This window comes from Mesorhizobium sp. CC13, from assembly GCF_039907765.1.
Classification (GTDB): domain Bacteria; phylum Pseudomonadota; class Alphaproteobacteria; order Rhizobiales; family Rhizobiaceae; genus Aminobacter.
Genome location: NZ_JARDJI010000018.1, coordinates 12374 through 28751, shown reverse-complemented (window position 1 = coordinate 28751; position 16378 = coordinate 12374). Strand labels below are relative to the sequence as shown.

Genomic DNA, 16378 nt, shown 5'->3' with positions numbered 1-16378 from the left:
ACGGAGGAAGCGCGTCCGCAGTGGCTACGCGTTGCCTTCCGCGGCAAACATCGGCCCACCCTTGTGGGCCGGAAAGCCATAGCCGTTGATCATCACCAGGTCGATGTCGCTCGACCGCGCCGCGATACCCTCGTCGAGCAGGGCCTTGCCCTCCTCGGCCATGGCGCGCAGCAGGCGGCGGACGATCTCCTCCGGCGTGAAGCCGCGCGGGACAATTCCCTTTGCCGTCCGCGCCTCCGCAATCAGCGCCGCAACCTCAGGATCAACGGCCTTTTCGCCCGACGAATAGTCGTACCAGCCTTTGCCCGTCTTGCGACCGAAGCGGCCGGCTTCACAAAGCTTGTCGGCGATCTCGACATAACGCGCGTTGGGATCGCGCGTCGCTGCCTGGCGCTTGCGCCGGGCCCAGGCGATTTCCAGGCCGGCCATGTCGTAGACGGTGAAGATGCCCATCGGGAAGCCGTAGGCTTCGAGCGCTGCGTCAACGTCGGCCGGCGAGGCGCCGTCCTCGACCATGAACTCCGCCTCGCGGCGATAGGCCGAGAAGATGCGGTTGCCGATGAAACCCTCTGTCACGCCGCAGACCACAGGCAGCTTGCCGAGCTTCCTGGCAAAGGCGAGCACGGTGGCGAGCACGTCGGGTAATGTCGCCTTGCAGTCGACGACCTCGACCAGCCGCATGATGTTGGCGGGCGAGAAGAAGTGCAGGCCGACGACGCGGCCGGGATGCGCGGTCGCCGCCGCGATCTCGTCGGGGTTCAGATAGCTGGTGTTGGTAGCGAGGATCGCGTCGGGCCGGACGATACCGTCGAGCCGCTGGAACAGCTCGGTCTTGACGGCGAGATCGTCGAACACGGCCTCGATGACGAGATCGGCCGTGGCGAGCCTGCTGATTTCTGACGTGACGTCGAGCCGGGCCAGGCATTCGTTGCGGGTAGCATCGGCGAGGCGGCCCGATTGCACGGCCTTGTCGAGCGTTTCCGAAATGCGCTCGCGCCCCTTTGCGGCGGCATCTTCAGTCTGCTCGACGCCGACGAGGCGGCAGCCAGCTGTCAACGCCGCCACCGCGATGCCGGCGCCCATCAGACCGGTGCCGACGATGCCGATCGTTTCCAGCTTGCGCGGGGCGACGCCGTCGAGCTTGCCGACCTTGCCGGCCTGCCGCTCGGCGAAGAAGACGTGGCGCAGGGCTGCGGCCTCGCGGGAATCGCGCAGCCGCATGAAGGTGGCGCGCTCGTCGGCGAGGGCGTCCTCGAGGCTCGCCTCGGATGCCTTCCGGACCAGGCGCACGGCCTCGGCGGGCGCGGCCTGGCCACGCGCCTTGGCCAGCACCTTCTTCGTGGCAATCTCGACCGCCGCAGCATCAGCCCCAGCGATCTGGATGCCACCCGTGCGCCGCAGCGGATCGGCGGCCATGCCGCGCGCCAGCGCGATTGCTGTGGACAAATGGTCGGCGGCGATACCGTCGATCAGCCCGAGCTTGAGGGCTTCGGCCGGCTTCACCGTACGGCCGCTGCCGATCAGGTCGATGGCAGCGACGATGCCGACGAGGCGCGGCAAACGCTGCGTGCCGCCGGCGCCGGGCACTATGCCGAGCTTGACCTCAGGCATGCCGAAGCTCGCGGCCTCGCCGGCGATGCGACCGTGGCAGGCGAGTGCGATCTCACAACCGCCGCCGAGGGCAGCACCATTGACGGCCGCGACCACCGGCTTGCCGCAATTCTCGATGCGCTCCATGACCTCGGGCAGCGTCGGCTCGACGGGCGGCTTGCCGAACTCCTTGATGTCGGCGCCGCCGACGAAGGTGTGGCCGGCGCCGGTGATGACGATGCCGGTCACCGTGCCGAGGGCTGTCGCATGTTCGAGCGCCTTCACAAGCCCCTGCCGGACATGCGCAGAGGTGGCGTTGACGGGCGCATTGTCGATGGTGACGACGAGCACGCCGCCGCGGATGCTGCCCGAAACGCTCTCCGAAAACCGTATCGTGCTCATCGCTTATTCCGGAACGACGGCGGTGGCCTGAATCTCGATCTTGGCGCGGTCCTCGACCAGCGCCACCACCTGCATGGCAGCCATGGCCGGGAAGTGGCGGCCGATCACGTCGCGATAGGCCTGGCCGAGCCCGCGCAGGTTCTCGGTGTATTCCTTCTTGTCGGTGAAGTACCAGGTCATCGTGGTGATGTGGTGCGGCTCGGCGCCGCCGGCCTTCAGCACGGCGACGACGTTTTCCAGCGTCTGGCGCACCTGGCCGACGAAGTCGTCGGTCTCGAACTGGCACTGCGCGTTCCAGCCGATCTGGCCGCCGACGAAGATGGTGCGGCCGCTGGCCGCGACGCCGTTGGCATAGCCGATCGGCTTGGCCCAGCCCTCGGGTTGCAGGATCTCATGCATCTGATGTCTCCAGGCGGCTTTCGAGCGCGGCGCGGAGGTCATCCGGCCAGGCGAGAGATTTGTGGGTGTCGAGCGAGGTGGCAACCACGCTGTGGCGGGCGCTCCACAGCAGCGCGCCGGCGGCCGAAACTTTATGCTCGAGGTCGAGCGACGAGCGGCCGACGCGGCGGACGAACAGCTCGAAGTCGAGCATGTCGCCGTGGAAGCCCGGATGGGTGAAGGTGAGGTCGAGCCTGACAGTCGGCGTGCCGATGCGGCGTTCGCCGACGAGCTCTTTCCACGGCGCACCGACCGATGCGAAAAACTCCTCGAGAACACCGACGAGGATGTTCAGGTAGGACGGGAAAAAGGCGATGCCCGAGGGATCGCAGTCCCCGAAACGCAGCGGCCGTGAGGTGCGGAAGGGCACGGCAGCGCTCCTACTTCGCGGCCTTCATCAGCTCGCGGCCGATGATCAGCTTCTGCACTTCGGTTGCGCCCTCATAGATGCGCAGCGCGCGGATCTCGCGGTAGAGCCGCTCGGTGATCTCGCCGACGCGCACGCCGCGGCCGCCGAACAGCTGCAGCGCCTGGTCGATGACCCATTGGGCGTTTTCCGTCGCCGTCATCTTGGCCATGGCGGCCTCGCGGGTGATCGGCAGCTTCTGCACGTCGCGGCGCCAGGCGGTGCGCACGGTCAGCAGCGACGCAGCGTCGATGGCGGTTGCCATCTCGCCCAACGTGCTCTGTGCCGTCGGCAGGTCGGACAGCGTCGCCCCGAACATTTTTCGCGACTTGGCGTGCGCGACGGCCTCATCGAGCGCGCGGCGGGCGAAGCCAAGGGCGGCTGCCGCCACCGACGGGCGGAAGATGTCGAGCGTCCGCATCGCGATCTTGAAACCTTCGCCCGGCTCTCCGAGAAGCTGGGATGCCGGGATGCGGCAATTGTCGAAACGGATGCGGGCCAGCGGATGCGGTGCAATCGTCTCGATGCGTTCGGCGATCGAGAAGCCGGGCGTTTCGGCATAGACGACGAAGGCCGAGATGCCGCGCGTGCCTGGCGCTTCGCCGGTGCGGGCAAAGACGGTGTAGACGTCGGCGATGCCGCCGTTGGAGATGAAGATCTTCTCGCCGTCGAGCACGAAGTGGTCGCCGTCGCGGCGGGCGGAAGTCGCCATCGCGGTGACATCGGAGCCGGCTTCCGGCTCGGTCAGCGCGAAGGCCGAGATCAGCTCGCCGCGAGCGATTTTCGGCAGGATCGCCTGCTTGAGCGCGTCCGAGCCCGACAGGCTGATCGCGCCGGTTCCCAGGCCCTGCATGGCAAAGGCGAAGTCGGCGAGGCCGTCAGCATAGGCGAGCGTTTCGCGGATCAGGCAGAGCGAGCGGCTGTCGATCACCTCCGACACGCCGCCATAGGCCGCCGGCACGCAGTTGCGCAGAAAGCCGGCAGCACCCAGCGCCTTGACCAGCTTCTTGCAGGCGCTGTCGGCGTCGGCATGGTCGATCTCGCCCAGGCCGCCCCTGGCGATGAAGCCGTCGAGTTCGGCCGCAAGCGCCCGGTGGCTGTCGGCGAAGAACGGCCAGTCAAGGTGGTCGCGGTCCGGCGCGCTGGCAGGCATCAGATGCGCGGCCATGGCTCAGTTCCCCTTGAATTCGGGCTTGGCCTTGGCGGCGAATGCCTCGAAGGCGCGGCGGAAATCGCCGGTCGCCATGCAGATCGCCTGTGCCTGGGCTTCCGATTCGATCAGCTGATCGATGCCCATCGCCCATTCCTGGTCGAGCATCTTCTTGGTCATGGCGTGCGCGAACCACGGGCCGTCGGCCAGGTTGCGGGCGAATTTCTGCGCCTCGGCGAGCAGTGCTGTGCGCTCGTGCAGCGCGTTGTAGAAGCCCCAGGCATGGCCTTCGGCCGACGTCATGACGCGGCCGGTGAACAAAAGCTCTGCGGCGCGGCCCTGGCCGATGATGCGCGGAAGGATGCCGCAGGCGCCCATGTCGGCGCCGGCAAGGCCGACCCGGGTGAACAGGAAGGCGGTCTTGGCTTCGGGGGTGGCGACACGGTAGTCGGAGGACATGGCGATGATCGCGCCGGCGCCGGCGCAGATGCCGTCGACGGCCGAGATGATCAGCTGCGGGCAGGCGCGCATCTGGCGCACCAGGTCGCCGGTGAGGCGCGTGAAGTCGAGCAGGTCGGGCATCGGCATGCGGGTCAGCGGCTCGATGATCTCGAACACGTCGCCGCCGGAGCAGAAATTGTTCTCGGCGCCGGTGATGACGATGGCGCGCACGTCGCTGGCCCTGTGCAGGGCGCGGAACAGGTTGCCCAATTCCTCGTAGCTTTCGAAGGTCAGCGGGTTCTTCTTTTCGGGGCGCTTCAGCGTGATCGTCGCGACCTTGCCGTCGACATCGGTCTCGAACTTGAAGTGCTTCGCCTGATAGCCCTGGAAGGGACGCTTCTTGTCCTGCATCGGGTTGGTCATCGTCATCCTCCCAGAACTTCGCCGCCGGCGACCGGGATCGCCTGGCCTGTGATTGCGGTCGCCTTTTCCGAGGCGAGCCAGAGCACGGTGTTTGCCACTTCCTCAGGGCTCACCAGCCGCCCCTGCGGGTTGGCGCGGGCGAGCGTGGCGCGGGCTTCCTCCGCCGAACGGCCCGTCTTGCCGGTGATGGTTTCGACCGCGCCATCGAGCAGCGGCGTGTCGGTGAAGCCGGGGCAGACGGCGTTGACGGTGACGTCGGTGCGGGCAAGCTCCAGTGCCAGCGCCCGGGTCATTCCGACCACGCCGTGCTTGGAGGCGCAGTAGGCCGAGACGTAAGGATAGCCGGTCAGGCCGGCGGTGCTCGCCACATTGACGATGCGGCCCTTGCCGGCGCGCCTGACCGAGGCGAGCGCTGCCTGGGTCACCAGGAACGTGCCGGTGAGGTTGATGCCGATCACCCTGCTCCACAGCGCAAGATCGGTCTTTTCGAAGGGGGCGGACGGCGCTTCGCCGGCGCAATTGACCAGCACGGCGATGTCGCCGAAGCGTTCGATCGCCTTGGCGACACCGGCTTCGATGGAGGCCGGGTCGGTGACGTCGAAACCGTCGAGTACCACTGCCTCGCCGCCTGCCTTGGCGATCTCGTCGCGCACGGCTTCGAGCGGGGCGGCCCTGCGGCCGCACAGGCTGACGCCACGGCCTTCGGCCGCCAGCGCCAGGGCGATGGCCTTGCCGATGCCGCTGCCGGCGCCGGTGACTAGGGCGTGACGCTTTGCCATGCTCAGGCCTTGCCGGTGGGGGCGGCGGCCTGCTGGGCGCGCTGCAGGTTGGTCACATACTGCTGGCGGCCCGAGCGGTACTGCTTCGGCCATTCCTGCTCGTCGTAGCCGATCTTCGCCGCCTCGTGCAGCACGAAGGCCGGGTCGGCGAGATGCGGGCGGGCAACCGCGCAGAGGTCGGCGCGGCCGGCGGCGATGATCGAATTGGCGTGGTCGGCCTCCGAGATCGCGCCGACGGCAATGGTCGGCACCTGGATCTCATTGCGGATCTTGTCGGAGAAGGGCGTCTGGAACAGGCGGCCATAGACCGGCTGCTCTTCCTTGACCACCTGGCCCGACGAGCAGTCGATCATGTCGGCGCCGGCTTCCTTGAACATCTGGGCGAAGATCGCGGCATCCTCGGGCGTATTGCCACCCTCGTACCAGTCGTGCGTCGACAGGCGCACCGAGATCGGCTTGTCCTCGGGCCACACGCCACGAATGGCGCGGAACACTTCGAGCGGATAGCGCGCCCGGTTCTCGTGGCTGCCGCCATACTCGTCGTCGCGCAGGTTGGTCAGCGGCGACAGGAAGGACGACAAGAGGTAGCCGTGCGCTGCGTGCAGTTCGAGGATGTCGAAGCCGAGGTCGCTCGCGCGCATCGTAGCGCTCACAAAATCCGCCAGCACCCGGTCCATGTCCGCGCGGGTCATTTCGCGCGGCATGTCGGAATGCTTGAGATAGGGCAGGGCGGATGCCGAGATCAGCGGCCAGCCGCCTTGTTCGACCGGCTGGTCGATTCCCTCCCACGGCACCCTGGTCGCGCCCTTGCGGCCGGCATGGCCGATCTGGATGCCGATCTTGGCCGGCGTCTGCTGGTGGACGAAGTCGACCATGCGCTTGAAGGCCCTGGCCTGCTCGTCGTTCCACAGCCCGAGGCAGCCGGGCGTGATGCGCGCGTCAGGCGACACACAGGTCATCTCCGGGAATACGAGTGCCGCGCCACCCATGGCGCGGGCGCCGATATGGACGAGGTGGAAATCGTCGGGCAGGCCGTCGGTCGCCGAATACATCGCCATCGGCGACATCACGATGCGGTTCTTCAGCGTCATACCGCGAATGGTGAAGGGCGTGAACATCGGCGGCGGCACCGAGCCGTTGGGGGCCGGGTTGACGCCGGCGCGCTCGGCGAACCAGCGCTCGTAGCCCTCCAGCCAATCCTTGTCGCGCAGGCGCAAATTCTCGTGGCTGATGCGCTGCGAGCGCGTCAGCATCGAATACATGAACTGCTCCGGCTCCAGCGTGTCGGCATAGCGCTTGCCCACCACCTCGAACCATTCCATGGCGTTGCGCGCCGCGTTCTGGATGCGGGCGACGTCGACGCGGCGGATTTCCTCATAGGCGTCGAGCACGGCCGGAATGCTGGCCTTGTCGTGGCCGATCAGGTCGAACTGGCGGGTCAGCTCGATGGCGTCGTCGATGGCGAGCTTGGTGCCCGAGCCGATGGCGAAATGGGCGGTGTGGGCGCTGTCGCCCATCAAGACGACATGGCTGTTGCCGTTGAAATGGCTCCACTTGTCGCAGATCAGGCGGCCGAAATTCAGCCAGGCCGAGCCGCGCAAATGGCGCGCATTGGTCATCAGTCTGTGGCCGTCCAGCGTCTCGGCGAACAGCTTCTCGCAGAAGGCGATCGACTGGTCCTGGTCCATCTCGTCGATGCCGTGCGCCTTGAACACGTCGTCGGTGGTCTCGACGATGAAGGTCGAGGTGTTGTCGTCGAAACGATAGATGTGGGCCTGGAACCAGCCGTGCTCGGTGCGCTGGAAATCGAAGGTGAAGGCGTCGAAACGCTTGTCGGTGCCAAGCCAGATGTAGCGGTTGGGCCGCATCACCATGTCGGGCTTGAACACGTCGGCATATTTGTGCCGGATGCGCGAATTGACGCCGTCAGACGAGATGATGAGGTCGGCGTCGGGGAATTCCTGGTCGCCCTGCACGTCCGTCTCGAACACCAGCTCGACGCCGAGCTCGATGCAGCGCTCCTGCAGGATGTTCAGCATCTTCTTGCGGCCGATGCCGACGAAGCCGTGGCCGGTGGTGCGGATCTTGCGGCCCTTGAACACCAGCTCGATATCGTCCCAGTGGTTGAAGGCGTCCTCGATGGACTCGGCGGTCGCCGGATCCCACTGGCGCATCGACTGCATGGTGGCGTCGGAAAAGACCACGCCCCAGCCGAAAGTGTCGAAGGGACGGTTGCGCTCGACGACGGTGACGTGATGGCCGGGATGCTGCTTCTTCATCAGCAGGGCAAAGTAGAGACCGGCCGGTCCGCCACCGATACAGACAATGCGCATGCCGTCCTCCTCCTGAAGCCGTACGATCAGAAGGACATGCGTGCCCGACCCTGACCATGCGGGCACCATGGACGCATTCCAAAAAAACTTCAAGCTTAAAGTTATTTTTGGAACCGGACGCAGAGACACCCCGGTCGGCGTCGGCGCGACCGGGGCGGAGAAGAAGTGGGCGTGCTATCGCGCCAGATAGGTCGCCGTATCCACGAGTTCGCCATAGCCGAAGGCGATTGCCGCCATGACGGCGTCGTGGACCTGGGCTGCCGGCACGGTCTTGCCGTTGAACTCGAGGTCGCGGGTGGCGCAGGCATCGTGGACGACAACAGTCTTGTAGCCGAAGTCGGTGGCGGCGCGGGTGGCGCCCTCGACGCACATGTGGCTCATCGCGCCGACGATCACCACCTCGTCGATGCCGCCGGCGTCGAGCGTTGCCTTGAGATCGGTCTCGCGGAACGAGTTGACGTAGTTCTTGGTGATGACCTTTTCGCCGGCTGCCGGGGCGACGGCGGCGTTGATCTCGATGCCCGGGGTGCCGGGCGCGAAGATCGGCGCGTCGGCGGCCTTGGAGAGGTGGCGAACATGGATGACGGTGTCACCCTTGGCGCGCGACGCCTCGAGGACCCGGGCGGCATTGGCCGTTGCCTGCTCTATGCCGACGAGCGGCATGCGGCCCCCGGGGAAATATTCGTTCTGGATGTCGATGGCGATCACCGCGCGCTTGCTCATGTCCCTTATGCCTTTGCTGTGGGGATGGATGTTGCACGGAAGATGCAATGGATTATGGTGCCGGCCCATTGGCGATATCGACATAACAAGGGGTGATTTCGACAAATGGCGAGGGCCGGCGTCAACGAAATCGGGCTGGTGTTCTATCCGGGTGCGCAGATGTCGGCGGTGCTCGGCATGACCGACCTGTTCGAGCTCGCCAACCGCACCGCCGGGCGCAAGAGCCTTGGTGCGCCTCCTTCCGTCCTGCGCGTCAGCCACTGGCGGGCGGAGCAAACGGGACGAGCCCCGACGAGGGTGTTCGACACGCACCCCGAGGCGCCCGGGGTTCCCGAGGTCTATGTCGTGCCGCCGGCGCTCGGCGATCCGATCTCGCCCGAACATGCCGCGCCCGTGGCCGGCTGGCTGCGCCAGCGCCATGCCAGCGGCGGGGTGCTGGCCTCGGTCTGCGCCGGCGCCTTCGTGCTTGGCGAGACCGGGCTCTTGGCCGGTCGGGCGGTGACGACCAACTGGGTGTATGACGAGGCGTTCCGGACGCGCTTTCCCGAGGCGAGGCTTGACACCGACCGGCTGCTCATCGACGACGGCGACATCATCACCGCCGGCAGCCTGATGGCCTGGACCGATCTCGGGCTGAAGCTCGTCGACCGCTTCCTCGGGCCGACCGTGATGATCGAGACCGCCCGCATCCTGGCGCTCGACCCACCCGGCCGGGAGCAGCGCTACTACAGCGCCTTCGCGCCGCGCCTCAGCCACGGCGACGCGGCGATCCTCAAGGTGCAGCACTGGCTGCAGGCGGGCGAGGGCAAGGACCTGAACCTCGCCACGCTGGCGGCGCTGGCCGGGCTGGAAGAGCGCACCTTCCTGCGCCGCTTCCAGAGGGCGACGGGGCTGACGACCACCGAATACGGACAGCGGCTGCGCGTCGGCAAGGCGCGCGAGCTTCTGCAGTTCACCACGCAGTCGGTCGACAAGGTGGCGTGGGAGGTCGGCTATGGCGACCCCGGCGCGTTCCGCAAGGTCTTTGCCCGCATCGTCGGCCTGACGCCGAGCGACTATCGCGCCCGGTTCCGCGCGTAGGGTGCCACACCGTCCGGAATCGAGATGCGCTAGCTGCCCTTGGCCAGCGACGCGACGATCGAGCGCTTCAGCTTGCCGAGTTCGTCGAGCAAGATGCCGCCGTCCTTGGCCGAAAGGGTGCCGAACAGGTCGCCAATCCAGTCGGCATGTGCGGCCGCCATCTTCTCGAATTCGGCGCGGCCGAAGGGCGTCAGCGCGATGATCTGGACCCGGCGGTCGGTCGGCGAGGTGGTGCGGCTGATGTGGCCGCTCTCGGCCAGGCGTTCGACCAGAACGGTGATGTTGCCGGGCGACACCATCATGCGCTTTGACACCTCACCCAGCACCATGCCGTCGGGCGCGCGCTCGAGCTGCGCCATCAGGTCGAAGCGGGGCAGGGTGGAATCGAATTCTTCACGCAGGCGGCGCCGCACCTCGGTCTCGACCAGCGTCGAGCATGTGAGCAGCCGCAGCCACAGGCGCAGCTCGGTGCCGTGATCGGCAGGCGCTTCCAGCACCTTGGTCTCGCCGTCGACCCATCCGCCGGCGTTCGCCGTTTCTTTGAGCTCGTCCATCTTGTGCCCGGTCATTCCTCACCTCGCGAACCGCAAGGTCCGGTTCGACCCGGCAGTTGTAGTGCCGTTTCGCCGGTTATTACAAGCTTGAAGGTTCACGGCTCGGGAATGTTTCCAGCAAGGATCTCGGCATAGGCATCGGCGTCGATGTTGCCGCCGGAGATCACGCAGACGACGTTGCCCCTGGCGTGGTCGCTGGTCAGCGCCGCGGCGAGCGAAGCTGCTCCCGCGCCCTCCGCCACCACCTTGGCCTTGGCGAACAAAAAGCGCATGGCGTCGGCGACCTGTTGGAGGCTGACTGTCACAGCGCCGTCGATCAGATCGCGCGCCACCGGCCAAAGCTGCGGCACCAGCGAGGGCCCGCCGATGCTCTTGATGAAGGAAGGTCTCGGTTCGATGTCGACGATGCGGCCCGCGGCCAATGCCGCAGTCACCGGCGCCGCATTCTCGTCTTCGACGGCGTACACTTTTGCCATGGGGCGCAGCGCCTTCACGGCGCTGGCGACACCCGTGGTCATCGACCCGCCGCCATAGGGCGTCAGTACGACATCGACTTCCGGCAGGTCCTCGACGACCTCCAGACCGATCGAGCCGTTGCCGGAAAGAACCGCCTGGTCGGTTACCGGATTGATCAGCAATTCCGGGAAATCGGGCCGATCGGCGCCGATGATGTATTGCCACCACATTTCCATGGAGATGAAGCGCACCTCGCCGCCGAGGCGGCGCACGCCGTCGATCTTGGTCTGTGGCGCGCTCGAATACATGTAGGCGGCCATCGGCACGCCGAGCCTGTTGGCGGCCCAGGCCATGCCATAGGCCATGTTGCCGGAACTCGGGGTGGCGACGCCCTTCTCAAGAGCTGCTCGGTTCCGCGAAAGAAGCGCGCTGAGCGCCGGCCGGAGCTTGAAGGCGCCGATGGGCGACAGTGTTTCGAGCTTGAGGAAAATCTGCCGGTCGGGCAGGCCGAGATCGAGGCGCACCAGCGGCGTGCGCGGAACGTAGGGCGCGATCAGAGCGCGCGCAGTGGCGATCTCGTCCAGCGACGGACGATGGGGCATGCTCATTCGGCCGCCGACCGGGACCTGAGGCTGCCGGGGCGGGCGGCGTGGCGGCTGCCGCTGTAGTCCTCGGTGTGCACATACACATGCAGCGTGTAACCGATGTGGTCGATCATCAGCGCCTTGGCACGTTCGAGGTCGCGGTCGAGCGCGGCTTCCATGAGGGCCGTGTGCGGACCGATCGATTGCGCCTCCTGAAGCGCGGCCATGGCTTCCTCGAAGCCGTCCTTCTGTCCGGCGGCGGCGCGCAGGGTTGGGGCGAGGCCGAGGAAACGGTGATGCCGTCGCAGCTGGTCGGAAATGGTCGCGCGAAAGCGCAGCAGCCAGCTCGAATCGGCGGCGCTGAGCAGGGCGGCGTGGAAGGCCTCGTGCTTCTCGTCCCAGGCGTCGACCGCCTCGTCGGACGGGTCCTCGACGGCGGTCTTGCAGCGCGACAGGCGGTAATGCGCGGTCACAAGTGCGTCTTCCCAGTCGCTGCCGCCCTTGTCGATCGATTCCAGCAGGAGCGGCAGCTCGACCACCATCCTGGCGCGGGCGAGATCTTCCAGCTCCTGGCGCGAAACGGGGGCCACGGTGAAGCCGCGGTTGGAAATGGCGGTGACCAGGCGCTCGGCCTCGAGGCGCGACAGCGCCTCGCGCAGCGGCGTCCAGCCGACGCCGTAGGTTTGGCGCAATGTGCTGAGCTTGAGCGGGGCGCCCGGCAACAGGCGCGTGGTCAGGATGTCCCGGCGCAGCAGCCGGTAGGCCGCTTCCGTCTTTGTCGAATGGTCTTCGTCATCCTGCATCGCTGTCCTCCGCAGCACCGCTTGAGACTCAGGATTATATATCATGCCGGGCCATGGCAAGAATTATATATAATCGTTTGACAGGAGCCCCCGGACTGCGCATGATCCGCGCCAGCCGCCGCCGGGATGTGCGGCGCCTTGTCAAATCTGGGAGGAATAGATGAGAAACCTGAAGTCCGGCCTGCTGTCGGGCCTGGTGCTGGCCGGCGCGCTCGCTGCCAGCCTCGGCGCCGCCATTGCCGAGCCGATCAAGATCGGCATCGCCAATTTCGGCGAACACCCACAGCTCAACGCCTCGATCGCCGGCTTCAAGAAGGCGCTGGCCGAAAACGGCTTCGTCGAGGGCAAGGACGTGGTCTACACCGAGAGCCACACCAATTTCGACGCCTCGCTGGTGCCGCAGATGATCGCCAAGCTGCAGGCCGAAAACCCGAAGATGCTCTACACCATCACCACTCCGGTCTCGCAGATCGCCAAGAAGGCGCTCGCCGGCTCGGGCATCCCGGTGGTCTTCGCCGCCGTCACCGACCCGGTCGCCGCCAAGCTGGTGCCGTCGTGGGAATCTGGCGACGACGGCATGACCGGCGCCACCGACCTGCAGGACGTCAAGGCGGTCATGGAGTTTACCAAGAAGCTGCTGCCGAACGCCAAGCGTTTCGGCGTGCCGTACAACCCGGGTGAAGCCAACGACGTCGCCCTCATCGAGAAGATCAAGGAAGCGGCACCGGCCGCCGGCTTCGAGGTGGTTGAAGTCGGCATCGACAACGTCAACGACATCCAGCAGCGCATCGCTTCGCTCGCCGGCAAGGTCGACGTGATCTATGGCCCGACCTCGAACCTGATCCAGCCGGCCATCCCGGCCGTCGCCGCCGCCGCCCGCCAGGCCGGCATCCCTGTCGTCAACGCCGACGACAACGCCGTGCGCGACGGCGTCGTGCCGGCGAGCTTCGCGGTGAATTACGAGCAGGTCGGCGTCAACGCCGGCAAGATCGCCGCCGAGGTACTGAAGGGCAAGGACCCGAAGACCATCGCTCCGTCGCGTCCTGCGTACGAGGACCACGCTGCGACGATCTCGAAGAAGGCCATGGCTGCCTTCGGTATCGAGATCCCCGAGTCGATGGCCGACTGCGGCTGCATCGTCGACTGATCTTCGGCTTCGTCAAACAGGTGGCGGCGCTCCAGGCGCCGTCGCCATTTCGGGAGGGACGGATGCTCGAAATCCGATCTGCACGCAAGGTATTCTACAAGGGACAACCCGACGAGAAGGTTGCCCTCGACGGCCTCAACCTGAAGCTCGCCACCGGCGAATTCGGCGTCGTCATCGGCTCCAACGGGGCCGGCAAGAGCAGCATGCTCAATGCCATTTCAGGCGCGCTGGTGCTCGATTCCGGCCAGATCATCATCAACGGCGACAACGTCACCGACATGCCGGTGCACAAGCGCGCCATGCGGCTCGCCCGCGTGTTCCAGGACCCGATGAAGGGCACCGCCGCCTCCATGACGGTGGCCGAGAATATGCTGCTGGCCGAACTGCGCAGCAAGAAGCGCAGCCTGCGGCAGGGCCTCAACGCCAAGCGCCTCGCCGACTACAAGGAGCGGCTGTCGCTGCTCGGCCTCGGCCTCGAAAACCGTCTCGACACCCGCGTCGAACTGCTTTCCGGCGGCCAGCGCCAGTCGCTGTCGCTGATCATGGCGGTCGGCGGCCAGCCCGAACTCCTGCTGCTCGACGAACACACCGCGGCCCTCGACCCGCGCACCGCCGACATCGTCATGCGGGCGACCGTGCGCGCCGTCGATGCGCTGAAACTCACCACGCTGATGGTGACCCACAACATGCAGCACGCCGTCGATTTCGGCCATAGCGTCATCATGCTCGATGCCGGCAAGCTCCGCCTCGAGATCACCGGCGAGGAGAAGGCCAAGGTCACGGTCCCAGACCTGATCGGCCATTTCTCCGTCAAGACCGACCGCATGCTGCTGGCGAGCTGACCAATGGACTTTATCCAGACCATATTCTCGAGCTTCGTCTCGCTTATCCCCGTCACGCTGGCGCAGAGCCTGATCCTGGCTTTCGTCGTGCTGGGCATCATGATCCCGTTCCGCACGCTGAACTTCCCCGACCTCACCAGCGAAGGCGCGTTCCCGCTGGGCGGTTGCGTCTGCGGCGTGCTGCTGGCAAGCGGCGCCTCGCCGCTGACCGCGCTTGCGGTTGCGCTGCTCGCCGGCTTCCTCGCCGGCTGCTGCACGGCCTTCATCCACCTGCGCTTCCGCATCCACACGCTTCTGGCCGGCATCCTGATGATGACGATGCTCTACAGCATCAATCTGCGCATCATGGGCAAGTCCAACCTGTCGGTGTTCGGCGAGCCCACCGTCTTCGACTGGGCGCCCTTCGTCCAGCCCGGCTTCCCGGCGGCCAAGATCATCATCGCCGGCATCATCGGCGCTGTCGTCTTCATCCTGCTCAACCTGTTCTTCAAGACCGAGAAGGGCACGGCCATCCGCGCCGTCGGCGCCAACCCCGACATGGCCGAAGCACAGGGCATCAACGTCTGGGTCGCCACCATAAGCGGCGTCGGCCTCGCCAGCGCGTTCTCCGCCACCAGCGGTGCGCTGATGGTGCAGTCGCAGGGCTTTGCCGACGTCAACATGGGCCTCGGTATCCTCATCAACGGCCTTGCCGCGCTGATGATCGGCGAGGCAATCGTCGGCAAGCAGACCGTGTTCCGCCAGCTCGCGGCCCCGTTCGTCGGTGCCATCGTCTATTACCAGCTGGTCTCGTTCTGCCTTGCCGCCGGCATGCCGCCCCCCGATCTCAAGCTCGCGACCGGCCTGTTCGTGCTCGCCATGCTGGCTCTGCCGAGCCTCAAGCGCAGCCGTGGCCCGCTGCCAGCCCGCGAAACCGTCCGCGAATAACCAGGACCAGGATTGCTCGAAATGACTGGAATTCCCGATCTCGCCGCCGTCGAGGCGATGGATGCCGCCGATCCGCTGCGTTCGATGCGTGACCGCTTCGTCCTGCCGGAAGGAGTGATCTATCTCGACGGCAATTCGCTGGGGGCGGCCTCGCCGGCCGCCTATGCGGAGGTTGAAAAGGCCGCCAGGGAGGAATGGGGACAGGACCTCATCCGCAGCTGGAACAAGGCCGGCTGGTTCGACATGCCCGTCGCGCTCGGCGACCGCATCGGTCGCCTGATCGGCGCGGCTGCCGGCCAGACCGTGGTCACCGACACCACCTCGATCAACGTCTACAAGGCGCTGCATGCGGCCATGGGCCTGCGCCCGGACCGCAATGTCATCGTCGCCGAGGCCGGCAGCTTCCCGACCGACCTCTACATGGCCGAAGGCGTGGTCTCGACCCGTCCGGGGGCCGTGCTGCGGCTGGAGGGCGTCGATGCGCCGACCATCGAGGAGCTGATCGACGATCATGTCGCAGTGGTCCTGGTCAACCACGTCAACTACAAGTCGGGCGAACTGCGCGACATGGCGGCGCTGACCAGGCGTGCGCATGACGCCGGCGCGCTGGTGGTCTGGGACCTCTGCCACACGGCGGGCGCGCTGCCAGTCGATCTCGACGGCGCGAATGCCGACTTCGCCATCGGCTGCACCTACAAGTACATCAATGGCGGCCCCGGGGCCCCGGCCTTCATCTATGTGGCCGAGCGCCATCTCGGCAAGGCCGAGCAGCCCCTCAGCGGTTGGTGGGGTCATGCCCGGCCCTTCGCCTTCGAGCAGGGTTACGCGGGTGACGCCGGCATCCGCCGCTTCCAGTGCGGCACGCAGGGCATCCTGTCGCTGCGCGCGCTGAAGGGCGCGCTCGACATCTGGGACGACGTCGACATGCAGGCGCTGCGCAAGAAGAGCATCGCCCTGACTGACCTGTTCATCCAGTTGGTCGAGACCAGGTGCGCCGGCCATGGGCTCAAGCTCGAAAGCCCGCGCGACGGCACGAAGCGCGGCAGCCAGGTGTCGTTCGAGCATGAGAACGCCTACGCGGTCATGCAGGCGCTGATCGAGCGCGGCGTGATCGGCGACTTCCGCGCGCCGGCCACCATCCGCTTCGGCTTCACGCCGCTCTACATCGGCTACAAGGACGTCTGGCAGGCGGTCGGGGTGCTGGAGGAAATCCTGCGCACCGGCGCCTGGAAGGACGCGCGTTTTGCCGTAAAGTCGGCGGTGACCTGACCTCAGGTCGAATGGAAATCAAAAAAGGGCG

The 16378-nt window shown here is 66.6% G+C and carries 16 protein-coding genes; 5 read left to right on the top strand and 11 right to left on the bottom strand.

Annotation, left to right across the window (positions count from 1 at the left end):
- Positions 1 to 24: 24 nt before the first annotated feature.
- The 8 genes from PV773_RS20095 to PV773_RS20060 all read right to left on the bottom strand — a co-directional run bounded on the left by PV773_RS20095 (position 25) and on the right by PV773_RS20060 (position 8685).
- A complete protein-coding gene (locus PV773_RS20095; RefSeq protein ID WP_347968059.1) occupies positions 25 to 1992 on the bottom strand; it encodes a 3-hydroxyacyl-CoA dehydrogenase NAD-binding domain-containing protein in 1968 nt (655 codons plus the stop codon).
- Positions 1993 to 1995: 3 nt separating this feature from the next.
- Complete coding sequence (locus tag PV773_RS20090) at positions 1996 to 2391, bottom strand: RidA family protein (RefSeq protein ID WP_347968058.1); 396 nt, start codon at positions 2389 to 2391, stop codon at positions 1996 to 1998.
- Positions 2384 to 2800, bottom strand: a complete 417-nt coding sequence (locus tag PV773_RS20085; protein WP_347968057.1) for a thioesterase family protein — start codon at positions 2798 to 2800, stop codon at positions 2384 to 2386. Before PV773_RS20085 ends, PV773_RS20090 begins: the two co-directional genes overlap by 8 nt.
- Before the next feature lie 10 nt (positions 2801 to 2810).
- Positions 2811 to 3989: an acyl-CoA dehydrogenase family protein gene (locus tag PV773_RS20080; RefSeq protein WP_347968134.1), complete on the bottom strand. Its 1179-nt coding sequence runs from the start codon at positions 3987 to 3989 to the stop codon at positions 2811 to 2813.
- Between the two features lie 18 nt (positions 3990 to 4007).
- Positions 4008 to 4856 (bottom strand): enoyl-CoA hydratase family protein, encoded by an 849-nt coding sequence (locus PV773_RS20075; protein WP_347968056.1) that lies wholly within the window; start codon positions 4854 to 4856, stop codon positions 4008 to 4010.
- Complete coding sequence (locus PV773_RS20070; RefSeq protein WP_347968055.1) at positions 4853 to 5629, bottom strand: SDR family NAD(P)-dependent oxidoreductase; 777 nt, start codon at positions 5627 to 5629, stop codon at positions 4853 to 4855. The genes PV773_RS20075 and PV773_RS20070 overlap by 4 nt, the downstream gene beginning before the upstream one ends.
- Positions 5630 to 5631: 2 nt before the next feature.
- A complete protein-coding gene (locus PV773_RS20065) occupies positions 5632 to 7962 on the bottom strand; it encodes a bifunctional salicylyl-CoA 5-hydroxylase/oxidoreductase (protein WP_347968054.1) in 2331 nt (776 codons plus the stop codon).
- Positions 7963 to 8136: 174 nt separating this feature from the next.
- Entirely contained in the window at positions 8137 to 8685 is a 549-nt protein-coding gene (locus PV773_RS20060; RefSeq protein WP_347968053.1) for a cysteine hydrolase family protein, read from the bottom strand.
- A 105-nt stretch (positions 8686 to 8790) separates the two neighbouring features.
- Here PV773_RS20060 and PV773_RS20055 point away from each other — a divergent pair, with 105 nt between their 5' ends.
- Positions 8791 to 9765, top strand: a complete 975-nt coding sequence (locus PV773_RS20055; protein ID WP_347968052.1) for a helix-turn-helix domain-containing protein — start codon at positions 8791 to 8793, stop codon at positions 9763 to 9765.
- A gap of 29 nt (positions 9766 to 9794) precedes the next feature.
- Here the strand turns inward: PV773_RS20055 and PV773_RS20050 are convergent, their stop codons facing one another.
- The 3 genes from PV773_RS20050 to PV773_RS20040 form a co-directional block, all read right to left on the bottom strand.
- Positions 9795 to 10334: a MarR family transcriptional regulator gene (locus tag PV773_RS20050; protein WP_347968051.1), complete on the bottom strand. Its 540-nt coding sequence runs from the start codon at positions 10332 to 10334 to the stop codon at positions 9795 to 9797.
- Between the two features lie 80 nt (positions 10335 to 10414).
- Positions 10415 to 11383 carry a pyridoxal-phosphate dependent enzyme gene (locus PV773_RS20045; protein WP_347968050.1) on the bottom strand — a complete coding sequence of 323 codons (969 nt, stop codon included), beginning with the start codon at positions 11381 to 11383 and terminating at the stop codon, positions 10415 to 10417.
- Positions 11380 to 12162 carry a GntR family transcriptional regulator gene (locus PV773_RS20040; protein WP_347968049.1) on the bottom strand — a complete coding sequence of 261 codons (783 nt, stop codon included), beginning with the start codon at positions 12160 to 12162 and terminating at the stop codon, positions 11380 to 11382. The genes PV773_RS20045 and PV773_RS20040 overlap by 4 nt, the downstream gene beginning before the upstream one ends.
- A 160-nt stretch (positions 12163 to 12322) precedes the next feature.
- Between PV773_RS20040 and PV773_RS20035 the strand changes: the two genes are divergently transcribed.
- From PV773_RS20035 to kynU, 4 genes are all read left to right on the top strand, one after another.
- Positions 12323 to 13309: an ABC transporter substrate-binding protein gene (locus PV773_RS20035; RefSeq protein WP_347968048.1), complete on the top strand. Its 987-nt coding sequence runs from the start codon at positions 12323 to 12325 to the stop codon at positions 13307 to 13309.
- A gap of 62 nt (positions 13310 to 13371) precedes the next feature.
- Entirely contained in the window at positions 13372 to 14151 is a 780-nt protein-coding gene (locus PV773_RS20030) for an ABC transporter ATP-binding protein (RefSeq protein ID WP_347968047.1), read from the top strand.
- A 3-nt stretch (positions 14152 to 14154) separates the two neighbouring features.
- Positions 14155 to 15078 (top strand): ABC transporter permease, encoded by a 924-nt coding sequence (locus PV773_RS20025; RefSeq protein WP_347968046.1) that lies wholly within the window; start codon positions 14155 to 14157, stop codon positions 15076 to 15078.
- A 21-nt stretch (positions 15079 to 15099) separates the two neighbouring features.
- A complete protein-coding gene (gene kynU / locus PV773_RS20020) occupies positions 15100 to 16347 on the top strand; it encodes a kynureninase (protein WP_347968045.1) in 1248 nt (415 codons plus the stop codon).
- Positions 16348 to 16378 lie beyond the last annotated feature (31 nt).

Coding starts and splice junctions, on each gene's coding strand:
- PV773_RS20095 (WP_347968059.1), bottom strand. CDS start 1,992: ATGAGCACGATACGGTTTTCGGAGAGCGTTTCGGGCAGCATCCGCGGC.
- PV773_RS20090 (WP_347968058.1), bottom strand. CDS start 2,391: ATGCATGAGATCCTGCAACCCGAGGGCTGGGCCAAGCCGATCGGCTAT.
- PV773_RS20080 (WP_347968134.1), bottom strand. CDS start 3,989: ATGCCTGCCAGCGCGCCGGACCGCGACCACCTTGACTGGCCGTTCTTC.
- PV773_RS20075 (WP_347968056.1), bottom strand. CDS start 4,856: ATGACGATGACCAACCCGATGCAGGACAAGAAGCGTCCCTTCCAGGGC.
- PV773_RS20070 (WP_347968055.1), bottom strand. CDS start 5,629: ATGGCAAAGCGTCACGCCCTAGTCACCGGCGCCGGCAGCGGCATCGGC.
- PV773_RS20065 (WP_347968054.1), bottom strand. CDS start 7,962: ATGCGCATTGTCTGTATCGGTGGCGGACCGGCCGGTCTCTACTTTGCC.
- PV773_RS20060 (WP_347968053.1), bottom strand. CDS start 8,685: ATGAGCAAGCGCGCGGTGATCGCCATCGACATCCAGAACGAATATTTC.
- PV773_RS20055 (WP_347968052.1), top strand. CDS start 8,791: ATGGCGAGGGCCGGCGTCAACGAAATCGGGCTGGTGTTCTATCCGGGT.
- PV773_RS20050 (WP_347968051.1), bottom strand. CDS start 10,334: ATGACCGGGCACAAGATGGACGAGCTCAAAGAAACGGCGAACGCCGGC.
- PV773_RS20045 (WP_347968050.1), bottom strand. CDS start 11,383: ATGAGCATGCCCCATCGTCCGTCGCTGGACGAGATCGCCACTGCGCGC.
- PV773_RS20040 (WP_347968049.1), bottom strand. CDS start 12,162: ATGCAGGATGACGAAGACCATTCGACAAAGACGGAAGCGGCCTACCGG.
- PV773_RS20035 (WP_347968048.1), top strand. CDS start 12,323: ATGAGAAACCTGAAGTCCGGCCTGCTGTCGGGCCTGGTGCTGGCCGGC.
- PV773_RS20030 (WP_347968047.1), top strand. CDS start 13,372: ATGCTCGAAATCCGATCTGCACGCAAGGTATTCTACAAGGGACAACCC.
- PV773_RS20025 (WP_347968046.1), top strand. CDS start 14,155: ATGGACTTTATCCAGACCATATTCTCGAGCTTCGTCTCGCTTATCCCC.
- kynU (WP_347968045.1), top strand. CDS start 15,100: ATGACTGGAATTCCCGATCTCGCCGCCGTCGAGGCGATGGATGCCGCC.